Here is a 12,773-nt window from a genome sequence, read left to right as displayed (position 1 = left end):
TTCTTTTACGCGATCGGGACTTCGACCTCGACTTCCGCCGAGTAATCGACGCCCGGAAGCCCGAAGCCGAAGAGCTTCAGGAAGCCTTCCTGGTAGCCGACGAAATCGGTGAGCTCGAGCAGGTTTTCCGTCGAGACCTTCGGCCAGATTTCGAAGACTTCCTTCTGCACGTCGTCGCGCATTTCCCAGTCGTCGATGTGGACGAGGCCCTGTTCGTCGTAGGCGAGGCAGTTGTCGTTGTACATCTGCGTTTCGAAGAGGCGCTGAATCTGCTCGATGCAGTCTTCGTGCAGCCCCTTCGCCTTCATCACCTTGAACAGAATGGAAATGTAGAGCGGCACGACGGGAATCGCCGAGGACGCCTGCGTGACGACCGCCTTGTTCACGGAAACGAACGCGCGGCCGCGCCTGAGCTTGAGAATCGCGTCGATTTCCTTCGCCTTCGCGTAGAGGTCCTTCTTCGCCTGGCCGATGGAGCCGTCCTTGTAGATCGGCCACGTCAGCGAGGGCCCGATGTAGGAATACGCCACGGACTGGCAGCCGTCCGCGAGCAGGCCCGCGGCTTCGAGCGCTTCGATCCAGAGCTTCCAGTCTTCGCCGCCCATGACCTTGACGGTCGCCTTGATCTCTTCGTCGTTCGCGGGATCGATCGTCACTTCGTTGACGAGCTTCTTGTCCGTGTCGAGGTTCTTCGAGACGAAGGGCTCGCCGACCGTCTTGAGCACGGATTTGTAGACTTCGCCCGTCGCGGGATCGGTGCGGCGCGGAGCCGCGAGCGAATAGACGACGAGGTCGATCTGCGGCATTTCCTTCTTGAGGCGCTCGACGACCTGCGCCTTCATTTCGGCGGAGAACGCGTCGCCGTTCATCGAGGCGGCGTAGAGCCCGGCCTTCTTCGCTTCGGCTTCGAAGGCGGCGGTGTTGTACCAGCCGGCGGAAGCGGGCTTGCCGTTCGCGCTCGGGCGTTCGAAATACACGCCGAACGTGTTCGCGCCCGCGCCGAACGCGGCGGAAATGCGCGAGGCGAGGCCGTAGCCCGTGGAGGCGCCGATGACGAGGACATTCTTCGGTCCGTTCTTCATCGCGGGACGGCTTTTGACGTAAGCGATCTGCTCGCGGATGTGGGCGGCGCAGCCTTCCGGATGAGCCGTGATGCAAACGAATCCGCGAACGCGGGGAGAGACGACTTGTTTTGTCATAGTGTCCGCGATTTTGAGAAAAAACGGCGTTCCCGCGCAACCCAAAACGAGCGTTCCCGCGGGCGCGCCGCCTCCCTCCGCGAAAGTTTTTTCGGAAAGCGCGCGGAGCGGCGATTGCGCTTGCGCGGGGCGGGGGCGAGTGATTCAATGACGGGCTGTCGTGGGGAAAATTTAGCGTTCCCGCGGCGCTTCCTCAGAAAAGAGAAATACAATGCTTGAAAAATTCCTGAAACAGACCGCATTTTCCTCTCAGGAGGATTTTTGCCGAAACTTTGAAGTCATCGTTCCCGAGAACTTCAATTTCGCCTACGACGTGGTCGACGAATGGGCGCGCACGAACCCGGAAAAGCGCGCCATGTGCTGGGTGAACGACAAGGGAGAGCACATCGACTTCACCTTCGCGGACATGAAGCGCGGGAGCGACCGCGCGGCGGCGTATTTCCGTTCGCTCGGCATCGGCAAGGGCGACATGGTGATGCTCATTCTGAAGCGCCGCTACGAATTCTGGTTTTCCATTCTCGCGCTTCACAAACTCGGCGCCGTCTGCATTCCCGCGACGCACCTGCTGATGAAGAAGGACATCGTTTACCGCTGCAACGCGGCGAGCATCAAGGCGATCGTCTGCGTCGGCGACAAGCTCGTGCTCGACCGCGTCGCCTCCGCGCTGCCGGACTGCGCGACGCTGAAGCACGTCGTCTCCACGGGACCGATTGTTCCCGCGGGCTTCGAGGACTTCAAGAAGGGCTGCGAGGCCGCGCCCGAGTTCGACGGCGTCCGCGTCAGCGAGAACGACGACATTTCGCTGCTCTACTTCACGTCGGGAACGACGGGCAATCCGAAGATGGTCGCCCACGACTTCACGTATCCGCTCGGGCACATCGTCACGGGCTCGTTCTGGCACAATCTGACGGAAGACAGCCTGCACCTCACCGTCGCGGACACGGGCTGGGGCAAGGCGGTCTGGGGCAAGCTTTACGGGCAATGGATCGCGGGCGCGTGCGTCTTCGTGTACGACCACGAAAAATTCACGCCGCGCGACATGCTGCGGATGATTTCCAAATACCACATCACCTCGTTCTGCGCGCCGCCGACGGTCTTCCGCTTCATGCTGCACGAGGACATGAGCGGCATCGACATCTCCAGCCTGAAGTGGTGCACGATCGCGGGCGAGGCGCTCAATCCGTCCGTCTATGAGGAATTTTACAATATCACCGGCATCCGCCTGCGCGAAGGCTTCGGGCAGACGGAAACGACGTGCTCGATTCTGACGACGCCGTGGATGACGCCCAAGCCCGGCTCCATGGGCAAGCCGAATCCCGCCTACTGCGTCGATCTCGTGGACGCCGAGGGCAAGAGCGTTCCCGCCGGCGTGCAGGGCGAAATCGTCATCCGCACGCCGAACGGCAAAAAGCCGCTCGGGCTCTTCAAGGGCTACTACCGCGATCCCGAGCTGACGGCGAACGTGTACAGCGACGACGTCTATCACACGGGCGACGTGGCGACGCGCGACGCGGACGGATATTTCTGGTTCGTCGGGCGCAACGACGACGTCATCAAGAGCTCCGGCTACCGCATCGGACCGTTCGAGGTCGAGTCCGCCGTCATGTCGCACCCCGCCGTGCTGGAATGCGCGATCACGGGCGTTCCCGACGCGATCCGCGGGCAGGTCGTGAAGGCGACCATCGTCCTCGCACAGGCGTGGCGCGACAAGAAGGACGAGTTCGAGCAGCTCAAGCGCAGCATTCAGGAGCACGTCAAGAAGGAGACGGCGCCGTACAAATATCCGCGCGTCATCGAGTTCGTCGAAGAGCTCCCGAAGACGATTTCCGGCAAGATCCGCCGCGTCGAGCTTCGCGAAAAAGTGCAGGAATTCGTCTCCAAGATCGTTCCCGACTCGCTGAAGGACAGCGCCAAGGAATTCGTGGAAAAGATTCCTTTCGAGGAGATCCGCGACCGCGTGGACAAGATTTCGGACATGCTTCCGAAGGCGAAGCGCAAGGACGAGAACAAGCCCGGTCACGCCGTCTGAGGGCGCGCGCGGGAACGAAGACGGAGAACGGAGCGACCATGGCGATGCCGAGCGCGAAAGATTACGTCGAGGGCGTGCTGAGCGGCGACCGCGTCACGCTCGCGCGCGCGATCACGCTCGTCGAAAGCGACGCGCCGAAGCACCGCGAACTCGCCGACGCCGTCGTGCAGGGGCTGCTCCCGCACGCGGGAAAGTCCGTCCGCGTGGGCGTCACGGGCGTTCCCGGCGGCGGCAAAAGCACGTTCATCGAGGCGTTCGGCTGCCGCCTGTGCGACCTCGGCAAGCGCGTCGCGGTGCTCGCGATCGACCCGAGCAGCAGCATTTCCCGCGGGAGCATTCTCGGCGACAAGACGCGCATGGAAGAGCTCTCGCGGCGCGAAAACGCTTTCGTGCGTCCGTCGCCTTCGGGCTGCGCGCTCGGCGGCGTGGCGCGGAAGACGCGCGAGAGCATTCTGCTGTGCGAGGCGGCGGGCTTCGACGTCGTGCTCGTCGAGACAGTCGGCGTCGGGCAGAGCGAAACGACCGTGCGCTCGATGGTGGACTTCTTTCTCGTCATCACGATCGCGGGCGCGGGCGACGAGCTGCAGGGCATCAAAAAAGGCATCATGGAGCTCGCGGACTCGCTGCTCGTGACGAAGGCGGACGGCGACAACCGTTCCCGCGCGCTCGCGACGCGCGCCGAGCTCGAGCAGGTGCTGCATTTCATCACGCCGGTCTCGCCGAAGTGGCGCCCGCGCGCCCTGGCGTGCTCGAGCCTCGAAGGCACGGGCATCGACGAAGTCTGGAGCCTCATCTGCGAATTCACTGCGAAGGCGCGGCTCAACGGGCTGCTCGAAGAGCGTCGCCGCGAACAGGCGCTGGACTGGATGCGCTGGCTGATGGAGCAGGAGCTCTGGCGGCGCTTCACGCGGAAGCCCGCCGTCGCCGCCGCGTGGAACGAGACGCGCGACGCCGTGCTCGCGGGAACGCTCTCGCCGACCGCCGCCGCGGTGCGCCTCCTCAATCTCAACGAAAAAGTCGAGGAGTGGAGGAGCGGAGGAGTTTAAAAGGTAATTACTCCTGAACCTTTTCAAATCCTCGACCTTTTCGACTTCCTTTTCCCCTTTTCAGTCAACGCAAACAAACGAAAGATCTCAAAACCATGATTACCCAGATCGACCATATCGGCATCGCCGTCACGAGCCTCGAAGCCACCGTCCCGTACTACCGCGACGCGCTCGGGCTGGGCGAGCCCCACATCGAAGAAGTGCCCTCGCAGAAGGTGCGCGTCGCCATGTTCGACGTCGCCGGCGTGCACATCGAACTCCTCGAACCGACCACGCCGGACAGCCCGATCGCCAAGGCGATCGAAAAGAACGGCGGGCGCGGGCTCATCCACCACGTCGCGTTCTGCACGAACGACGCCGCGGCGCAGCTCGCGCAGGCGAAGGCCGCCGGCTGCGCGCTGATCAACGAAACGCCCGTTCCCGGAGCCCACGACACGAAGGTCGGCTTCCTCCACCCGAAATCCACGTTCGGCGTCCTCACCGAATTTTGTCAGCACTGACGCGCCGGAACCGCGGGAACGCCTCCGCGGCCTCGTTCCGCGCGCGTTCCCGCGCTCTCGCGCATTTCCGATGAACCCACGAACCAGAAAGCAATGAAGCAGAAACTTACGCTTGAAGAATTCGAAAAGCCGACCTACGAGGCCTGGAAGGCCGTCGCGGTCGAGTCGCTCAAGGGCGCGCCGTTCGAGAAGAAACTCTTTACCAAGACGCCTGAGGGCATCGTCGTCGAGCCCATCTACGACGGCGTCGCGCCCGACGCGGCGTTCCCGGGATTTTTCCCCTACACGCGCGGCGTTCACGCCGAGCCGCGCGCCTGGACGGTCGCGCAGGAGACCGCCGCCGGCTGCGCGGACAAGTTCAACGCGCGTCTGCGCGCCGCGCTCGAGCGCGGGCAGGGCGCCGTTTCCCTGAAATTCCGCGCCGCGGGCTCGCACGGCGGGCTCAAGGAGCTTTCCGTCGAGGCGGTCAAGACCGCGCTCGCGGGGGCGGATTTCTCGAAGCTCGCGCTCTTCATCGACGGCGGCGTCGAACCGAAGAAAGTCTATGACGTGGTCGGCAAGGCGATCAAGGAGCTCGGCGGGAACGACCGCGCCGTCGCGGGCGCGATTTCCGTCGATCCGCTCGGTGCGCTGCTGCGCGCGGGAACGCTCCCGAAGACGCTCGACGAACTTTACGCGGAAATGGCGGACGTGACGAAGCGCTCCCAGCCCGCGTTCCGCACGGTCGGCGTGGACGCCGCGATCTGGGCGGACGCCGGCGCGAACGCCGTTCAGGAGCTCGGCTACGCGCTCGCGACGGCGGTCGAATACCTGCGCGCGCTCGAAAAGGCGGGCTTCGCGATCGACGTCGCCGCCTCGAAGATCCGCTTCACGCTCGCGATGGGCGGAGACTTCTTCATGTCCCTCGCGAAGGTTCGCGCGCTGCGGACGCTCTGGGCGCAGATCGTCCGCGCCTGCGGCGGGAACGACGAATCCGCCAAGGCGTGCGTCCACGCCGTGACGGCGCGCTGGAACAAGTCCTCTCTCGACGTGCACGTGAACATGCTGCGCTCGACGACGGAGGCGACCGCCGCCGTGCTCGCGGGCGTCGATTCGCTCTCGATTGCGCCGTTCGACGCCGCCGTGCGCAAGCCCGACGACTTCTCGCGCCGCATCGCGCAGAATCTCCACATCATCCTGCGCGAGGAATGCTGCTTCGACAAGGTGCTCGATCCCGCGGGCGGCTCGCCCTACGTGGAATCGCTCACGGCGCAGCTCGCCGAAAAGGCGTACGCGCTCTTCCAGGACGTCGAAAAGGCGGGCGGCATGGCCGCCGCGGTGCTCGCGGGAACGCCCCAGGCGGCGGTCGCGGCGGTCGACGCCGAAAAGCGCAAGCTGCTCGACCAGCGCCGCATGACGCTCGTCGGCGTGAATCTTTACGCGAATCCGCTCGAAAAACCGCTCGAAAAACGCGCCTGCTGCTGCGCGAAGAACGGCGAAAAATCCGGCTGCGCCTGCGCGGCGGACGTTCCCGCCGTCGTCTCCGCGCCGAAACTGCCGCGCACGCGCGCCGCGGAACCCTTCGAAAAGATGCGCGAGGCCGTCTGGGCGGCGCCGAAGCGCCCGAAGGTCTTCCTCGCGAACATGGGACCCGTCCGCCAGCACAAGGCGCGCGCGGACTTCTCGACGGGATTCTTCGACGTCGGCGGCTTCGAAATCCTCTCCAACGCGGGCTTCAAGGACGTTCCCGCGGCGGCGGAGGCGGCGCTCGCCTCGGGCGCGGAAATCGTCGTCATCTGCTCGACGGACGACACTTACCCGGAAATCGTTCCCGAGCTGACGCGCGCGATCAAGGCTGCGAAGCCGGAGACGGTCGTCGTTCTCGCGGGCTACCCGGCGGACTTCGTCGAAGCCTTCAAGGCGGCGGGCGTGGACGAGTTCATCCACGTCAAGGCGAACTGCCGCGCCGTCAACGAGGCGCTGCTGAAACGGGTCGGCGTCGCGCTTTAATCCATGCAGACAAAGAAAGGTTTTGAAAGACAATGAGTATTCCGAATTTTTCCGAAGTTCCCTTCAAGAGCGTTCCCGCCGCGGGTTCGAAGGCGGAATGGCAGGCGAGCCTTGAAAAGGCGACCGGCAAGCCGCTGAAGGAGCTGCTCTGGCGCACGATGGAGCAGATCGAAGTCGCTCCCGCGCAGACGAGCGACGACGCGGCGGCGTGCAAGCAGGTCGGCTTCACCGCCGGCATCGCGCCGAATCTCCGCGGGCCGTACCCGACGATGTACGTCACGCGCCCGTGGACGGTGCGCCAGTACGCGGGCTTCTCCACCGCGAAGGAATCCAACGCGTTCTACCGCCGCAATCTCGCCGCCGGGCAGAAGGGTCTCTCCGTCGCGTTCGACCTGGCGACGCACCGAGGCTACGACTCCGACCACCCGCGCGTCGTCGGCGACGTCGGCAAGGCGGGCGTCGCGGTCGATTCCGTGCTCGACATGAAGACGCTCTTCGACGGCATTCCGCTCGACAAGATTTCCGTCTCCATGACGATGAACGGCGCGGTCCTTCCCGTCATGGCGTTCTACATCGTCGCCGCGGAAGAGCAGGGCGTGAAGCCCGAGCTCCTCTCGGGAACGATTCAGAACGACATTCTCAAGGAGTTCATGGTGCGCAACACCTACATCTACCCGCCGACGCCGTCGATGAAGATCATCGCCGACATCTTCGAGTACACGTCGAAGTACATGCCGAAGTTCAACTCGATCTCGATTTCCGGCTACCACATGCAGGAAGCGGGCGCGACCGCCGACATCGAAATGGCGTACACGCTCGCGGACGGGCTCGACTACATCCGCACGGGCGTCAAGGCGGGACTCTCCGTGGACGCGTTCGCGCCGCGCCTCTCCTTCTTCTGGGCGCAGGGCAAGAACATGTTCATGGAAATCGCCAAAATGCGCGCCGCGCGCGTGCTCTGGGCGAAGATCGTGAAGCAGTTCGGTCCGCAGAACGCGAAGTCGCTCGCGCTGCGCACGCACTCGCAGACTTCCGGCTGGTCGCTCACCGAACAGGATCCGTTCAATAACGTTGCGCGCACCTGCGTCGAGGCGATGGCGGCGGCGTTCGGCCACACGCAGTCGCTCCACACGAACTCGCTCGACGAGGCGATCGCGCTCCCGACGGACTTCTCCGCGCGCATCGCCCGCAACACGCAGCTCTTCCTGCAGAGCGAGACGGGCATCTGCCGCACGGTCGATCCCTGGGGCGGCTCCTACTACGTCGAAAGCCTCACCGAAGCCATCATGGAAAAGGCGTGGGCGCTCATTCAGGAAGTCGAGGAGCTCGGCGGCATGGCGAAGGCGATCGAGACCGGCCTGCCGAAGATGCGCATCGAAGAGGCGGCCGCGCGTCGCCAGGCGCAGATCGACTCCGGCAAGGAGACCATCGTCGGCGTCAACCGCTACAAGCTCGCCAAGGAAGACGCGCTCGAAACGCTCGAGGTGGACAACACCGCCGTGCGCGAAGAGCAGATCGCCCGCCTGAAGGAAATTCGCGCCACGCGCGACGAAGCCGCCGTCCAGACCGCGCTCGACGCCCTCACCAGGTGCGCCGAGACCAAGGAAGGCAACCTGCTCGAACTCGCCGTCTCCGCCGCGCGCCTGCGCGCCACGCTCGGCGAAATTTCCTACGCCCTCGAAAAAGTTTACGGGAGACACAAAGCCGTGATTCGTTCCATTTCCGGAGTTTACCAATCCGAATTCGCCCACGACGGCGGAAGCGGCATCGTCGCCGAAGTCCGCGCCGCCACGGACAAATTCGCCGAAGAAAACGGACGCCGTCCGCGCGTCATGATCGCCAAGATGGGCCAGGACGGCCACGACCGCGGCGCGAAGGTCGTCGCCACGGCGTACGCCGACCTCGGCTTCGACGTGGACATCGGGCCGCTTTTCCAGACGCCCGCGGAAACGGCGAAGCAGGCGGCGGAAAACGACGTGCACTGCATCGGCGTCTCCTCGCTCGCGGCGGGGCACAAGACGCTCGTGCCGCAGCTCATCGAAGAGCTGAAGAAGCTCGGGCGCGAGGACATCAAGGTCTTCTGCGGCGGCGTCATTCCGCCCCAGGACTACGATTTCCTCTACGCCGCCGGCTGCAAGGCGATCTTCGGTCCGGGAACGGTCATTCCCGAAGCCGCGAAAAAGATGCTCGAATTCATCGGCTGATTTTTCGCTTCCTTTCCGCGCGCGGCGTTCCCGTCCCTTTCCCGACGGGAACGCCGCTTTTTTCATCTCCCTCGCGGTTTCGAATACCGAGGCAAGCGAAAAGTTTTAACCACGGAAAACACGGAAATTTAGCGGAGAGGCGACATGGCTCCACGCTTCGCTTACTTGTCGCTTCCTCGAAATCCTCCCGCACAAATTTCCCCTGCAAAGACGCCAAGACGCAAAGATTTTTGGAGAAATGACTCGGTTTTCACGGGAACGCCGGTCGAAATTCGCGTCAATTCGCGGTTAAAAACTTTCTTTAACTTCCTTTGACTTCGCGGTCGAAAATCTTCGCGTCTTGGCGCCTTTGCGGGAGAACTTCGTGCGCGGTGCGGATTCCGGGAGCCCGCCGCTTCGGGGCTTCCCGTGAGCTTCCGTGGTCAATTTCCGTTCGCGGTTCCGCGTTCCCGCGGACGCGCCATTTTCCGCTTTCCCCTTTTCGAGTTAAGATTTAACTTTCTTCGGCAATGAACGTTTCCGCGGACACGGCGCTTTGGCGCGAGCTTTTCGAGGCGGCCTACCGCCGCGCTCCGCGGAAGCGTCTCGTCGCCGCCGCGCTGCTCGCGGTTGTCGCGCATCTGCTCTGCGTCCGCCTCGCGCCGGAGCTCGAACTGCTTGCGCCGGAACGCGTTCCCGCGCGCCCGGTCGAGCTCGTCGAGGCGGCGAAGGTGGATCTCCCCGAGGCCCTCCTGCCCGAGGAATTCCGGAAGAAGAAGGAGCTGCGCTTCGTGCCCGTCAACCCGAACGCGCCCGAAAGGACGTCGCCCGCGGAGACGCCGAACCGCGCCGCCGCCGACCAGCGCGCCGCGCAGGAAAATCCCGACCCGACGACGCGTTCCCGCCGCCCCGAAAACGACGGCGAGCTCGAGGATTCCGTCGCCGTCGCCGAAAACGTGCTGCCGCGCGAGCTGCTTCCCGAAGAGCTGCGCACGACGCGCGCCTCCGCCGCGCCCGCCGAGCCGGTCGCCGCGACGCGGAGCGAGGACGACGCCTCACGGGACGTTCCCGCCGAGAACGATTCCGCCGAACCCGACGCGCCGCGCGGGGAAGCGGGCGTCGATGCGCGCGAGAGCGACGCGGGAACGCTCGCCCGGGGCGAAACGCCCGTCGCGCCGCCCGCCCGCCGAGCCGCTCCCGCCGCGGACGCGGACGTTCCCGATCCGGGAGCGCGCCCGCGCGTCGCGCCGCCCGCCGGGCTGCGCCTGCTCACGATGAAGTCCAACACCGCCACGAACGAAATCGGCGCGGTGTCGCTCGACGCGAAGTTCAGCGAGTTCGGCGACTACACGCAGCGCATGCTCGAAGCGATCCAGGCGGCGTGGTATCTCGCCTGCGAGCGTTCTTCGGTGCGCGCGCGCGGCACGGTCGTCGTGCGCTTCACGCTCTGCGCGGACGGCACGCTGAAGGGCTCGGAAGTGGTGCATTCGAGCGCGCCCGAGCTCGCCGCCTACGCCTGCCGCGACGCCGTGGAATCCCGCGCGCCCTACGAGCCTTGGGGCGCGGAGATGACCGAAATGTTCGGCGAAGAGCAGACGACGACGATTTCGTTTCACTACCGCTGACTTGGAAGAGTTTAAAAGTTGAGGAGTTGAGGAGTTTAAAAGGTAATTACTTCTCAACTCCTAAACTTTTCAGCTTCTCAACTCTTCAGCTCCCGAACTCACTCGTAGCGGAGGGCTTCGATCGGGTCGAGGCGCGAGGCGCGCAGGGCGGGGAAGATGCCCGAGACGACGCCGATACCGACCGAAAAGACGAAGCCCGCGAGCATCACGCCCGGCTCCACCGCCATGCCCGTCATGCCGCGGCTCATCGGCGAGCCCGTTCCCGACATCACCATGCTGATGCCCTGAACGAGCGCCAGGGAAAGCCCCAGCCCGAGCGCGCCGCCGAGCCCGCTCACCAGCGCCGTCTCGACGAGAAACTGCAGGAAAATGTCGCTCGCGCGCGCTCCGACCGCCTTGCGCACGCCGATTTCGCGGATGCGTTCGTTGATCGCCGCGAGCATGACGTTCATGATGCCGATGCCGCCGATGAAGAGCGAAATGAACGCGACGCCGCCGAGCGAAATCATGAACGAGCGTTCGGTCTTTCTGAATTCGTCGAGCATTTCCTCGTTCGTCGAGATCGAAAAATCCTGAAACCCGTCGTGCGACTGCAGCAGCACGCGGTCGAGCCGCGAGACGGTCTCGTCGAGCTGATCGACGGAGCTGACGCGCACGTAGAGCGACGAGAGCTTGTCCGTGGACGTGTAGTTCGTCATCGCGGTGTGAATCGGAATGTAGCACCCGCCGTTCATCCAGCGGCCGGGACCGCGGTTCGCCTTTTTGTCGCCGTTCCCGCCGCCGACGGAATAGGTGTCGAGCACGCCGACGACCGTGAACCATTCGCCGCCGATCTTCACCGGCTTGCCGATCGGGTCTTCGTTCGCCTCGAAGATTTCTTCGACGACGAGGGAGCCGAGCACGCAGACCTTCGCGCGGGAAAGCTCGTCCGCGTCCGCGAGAAAGCGTCCCTGCGCCACGGAGCGCTTGTTGATGACGAGCCAGTCGGACATCGTTCCCGTGACGCGCGCGTTGAACTCCTTGCCGTTGCGCGAGACGCGCGTCCACTTGATGGATATTTCCGGCGAAATGTGCGACACGCTCGGCACGAGCTTGCGGATCGCGTCCACGTCCGTCATGCGCAGGCCGGGCGCGGAATCCTGCAGGTGCTCCTGTTCCTTCGGGAGCGATTCCGTCGAAATCGTGATTTTCTCGATGCCGCCCTGCATTTCGATGAAGCCCTTGAACTGGCCGACCATGCCCTGCACGACCGAGACCATCGCCACGAGCGCGGCGACGCCCAGAATGATGCCCGACATCGAGAGCAGGGAACGCATCTTGTGCGCGAGGATTTCGCGCAGCCCGTTCACGAACGCGCCGTAGAAGTTCATTGCAGGTAGTCCTCCAGAATTTTGCCGTCGCGCATCGAGACGACGCGGCTCGTCGCCTTCGCGACCTCCAGGTCGTGCGTGACCATGACGACCGGCAGCCCGTCGTCGCGCAGCGAGCGGAGCAGGTTCAGCGTGCGCGCGACGTTCTTGCTGTCGAGGTTGCCCGTCGGCTCGTCCGCGAGCACGACGCCGGGATTGTTCACGAGCGCGCGCGCCGTCGCGACGCGCTGGCGTTCGCCGCCGGAAAGCTGAGAGGGCAGGTGGGCGACGCGGTGGTCGAGCGCCACGCGGGAGAGCGCCTCGCGCGCGCGCCGTTCCGCCTCGCGGCGCGGCACCTTGGAATATGTCAGCGGCAGCATCACGTTTTCGAGAACGCTCAGCCGCGGGAGCAGGTTGAACGCCTGAAAGATGAAGCCGATGCGGTTCGCGCGGTACCAGGCGCGGCGCGAGGCGCCGACGCGCGTGACGTCCTTGCCTTCGAAATACATTTTGCCGCTCGTCAGCGTGTCCATGAAGCCGAGCATGTTCATCATCGTCGATTTGCCCGAGCCCGACGGCCCGAGAATCGCGATGAACTCGCCGCGGCGGATCTTCACGCTCACGCCGTCGAGCGCGTGGACGTCTTCGTCGCCCATGCGGTAAGTCTTCCGCGCGTCGACCAATTCGATCACGGGAACGTCGTCGTTGTCTTGTGCGGGTGTCGCCATCGGTGAATTTTTTCGAAAAACTATTCCGATGAAAACGCCGCGCCGAGAAAAAAGTTTCCCGAAGCGCGGGAAAACTTTTCGCGGGGGAACGCGGGCGGTGAAATTTCGGGTGGCGGGAACGCGGC

The 12,773-nt window shown here is 64.4% G+C and carries 8 protein-coding genes and 1 pseudogene; 6 read left to right on the top strand and 3 right to left on the bottom strand.

Annotated features, from left to right (window positions below; all coding sequences use genetic code 11):
- Positions 1–5 precede the first annotated feature (5 nt).
- Complete coding sequence (gene fabV, locus ACQREB_RS00675) at positions 6–1,199, bottom strand: enoyl-ACP reductase FabV (RefSeq protein WP_427764079.1); 1,194 nt, start codon at positions 1,197–1,199, stop codon at positions 6–8.
- Positions 1,200–1,410: 211 nt separating this feature from the next.
- Between fabV and ACQREB_RS00670 the strand changes: the two are divergent.
- The 6 genes and pseudogenes from ACQREB_RS00670 to ACQREB_RS00645 all read left to right on the top strand — a co-directional run.
- Positions 1,411–3,060, top strand: a pseudogene (locus ACQREB_RS00670) (AMP-binding protein); the annotation flags it as partial.
- A 206-nt stretch (positions 3,061–3,266) separates the two neighbouring features.
- A complete protein-coding gene (meaB, locus tag ACQREB_RS00665) occupies positions 3,267–4,274 on the top strand; it encodes a methylmalonyl Co-A mutase-associated GTPase MeaB (protein ID WP_427764076.1) in 1,008 nt (335 codons plus the stop codon).
- A gap of 95 nt (positions 4,275–4,369) precedes the next feature.
- On the top strand, positions 4,370–4,774 hold the full coding sequence (gene mce, locus ACQREB_RS00660; RefSeq protein WP_427764074.1) for a methylmalonyl-CoA epimerase: 405 nt from the start codon (positions 4,370–4,372) through the stop codon (positions 4,772–4,774).
- A gap of 93 nt (positions 4,775–4,867) precedes the next feature.
- On the top strand, positions 4,868–6,763 hold the full coding sequence (locus ACQREB_RS00655; protein ID WP_427764071.1) for a methylmalonyl-CoA mutase family protein: 1,896 nt from the start codon (positions 4,868–4,870) through the stop codon (positions 6,761–6,763).
- A 32-nt stretch (positions 6,764–6,795) separates the two neighbouring features.
- Positions 6,796–8,967, top strand: a complete 2,172-nt coding sequence (gene scpA / locus ACQREB_RS00650; RefSeq protein WP_427764069.1) for a methylmalonyl-CoA mutase — start codon at positions 6,796–6,798, stop codon at positions 8,965–8,967.
- Positions 8,968–9,476: 509 nt separating this feature from the next.
- Positions 9,477–10,571, top strand: a complete 1,095-nt coding sequence (locus ACQREB_RS00645; RefSeq protein ID WP_427764066.1) for a hypothetical protein — start codon at positions 9,477–9,479, stop codon at positions 10,569–10,571.
- A 98-nt stretch (positions 10,572–10,669) separates the two neighbouring features.
- Here the strand turns inward: ACQREB_RS00645 and ACQREB_RS00640 are convergent, their stop codons facing one another.
- Together ACQREB_RS00640 and ACQREB_RS00635 are read right to left on the bottom strand one after the other, a co-directional pair.
- Positions 10,670–11,941, bottom strand: a complete 1,272-nt coding sequence (locus tag ACQREB_RS00640) for an ABC transporter permease (protein ID WP_427764063.1) — start codon at positions 11,939–11,941, stop codon at positions 10,670–10,672.
- Complete coding sequence (locus ACQREB_RS00635) at positions 11,938–12,612, bottom strand: ABC transporter ATP-binding protein (RefSeq protein ID WP_427764706.1); 675 nt, start codon at positions 12,610–12,612, stop codon at positions 11,938–11,940. Before ACQREB_RS00635 ends, ACQREB_RS00640 begins: the two co-directional genes overlap by 4 nt.
- Between the last annotated feature and the right edge of the window lie 161 nt (positions 12,613–12,773).

It is taken from the genome of Candidatus Spyradosoma sp. SGI.093, assembly GCF_050314555.1.
Taxonomy (GTDB): domain Bacteria; phylum Verrucomicrobiota; class Verrucomicrobiia; order Opitutales; family UBA953; genus Spyradosoma.
The sequence above is the reverse complement of the archived record's forward strand: the minus strand, read 5'-3'. Positions and strand labels throughout refer to the sequence as shown.

Bases quoted from the DNA above. Each gene is read 5' to 3' on its own strand.
- ACQREB_RS00645 (WP_427764066.1), top strand. From the start codon at position 9,477: ATGAACGTTTCCGCGGACACGGCGCTTTGGCGCGAGCTTTTCGAGGCG.
- meaB (WP_427764076.1), top strand. From the start codon at position 3,267: ATGGCGATGCCGAGCGCGAAAGATTACGTCGAGGGCGTGCTGAGCGGC.
- mce (WP_427764074.1), top strand. From the start codon at position 4,370: ATGATTACCCAGATCGACCATATCGGCATCGCCGTCACGAGCCTCGAA.
- scpA (WP_427764069.1), top strand. From the start codon at position 6,796: ATGAGTATTCCGAATTTTTCCGAAGTTCCCTTCAAGAGCGTTCCCGCC.
- ACQREB_RS00655 (WP_427764071.1), top strand. From the start codon at position 4,868: ATGAAGCAGAAACTTACGCTTGAAGAATTCGAAAAGCCGACCTACGAG.
- ACQREB_RS00640 (WP_427764063.1), bottom strand. From the start codon at position 11,941: ATGAACTTCTACGGCGCGTTCGTGAACGGGCTGCGCGAAATCCTCGCG.
- fabV (WP_427764079.1), bottom strand. From the start codon at position 1,199: ATGACAAAACAAGTCGTCTCTCCCCGCGTTCGCGGATTCGTTTGCATC.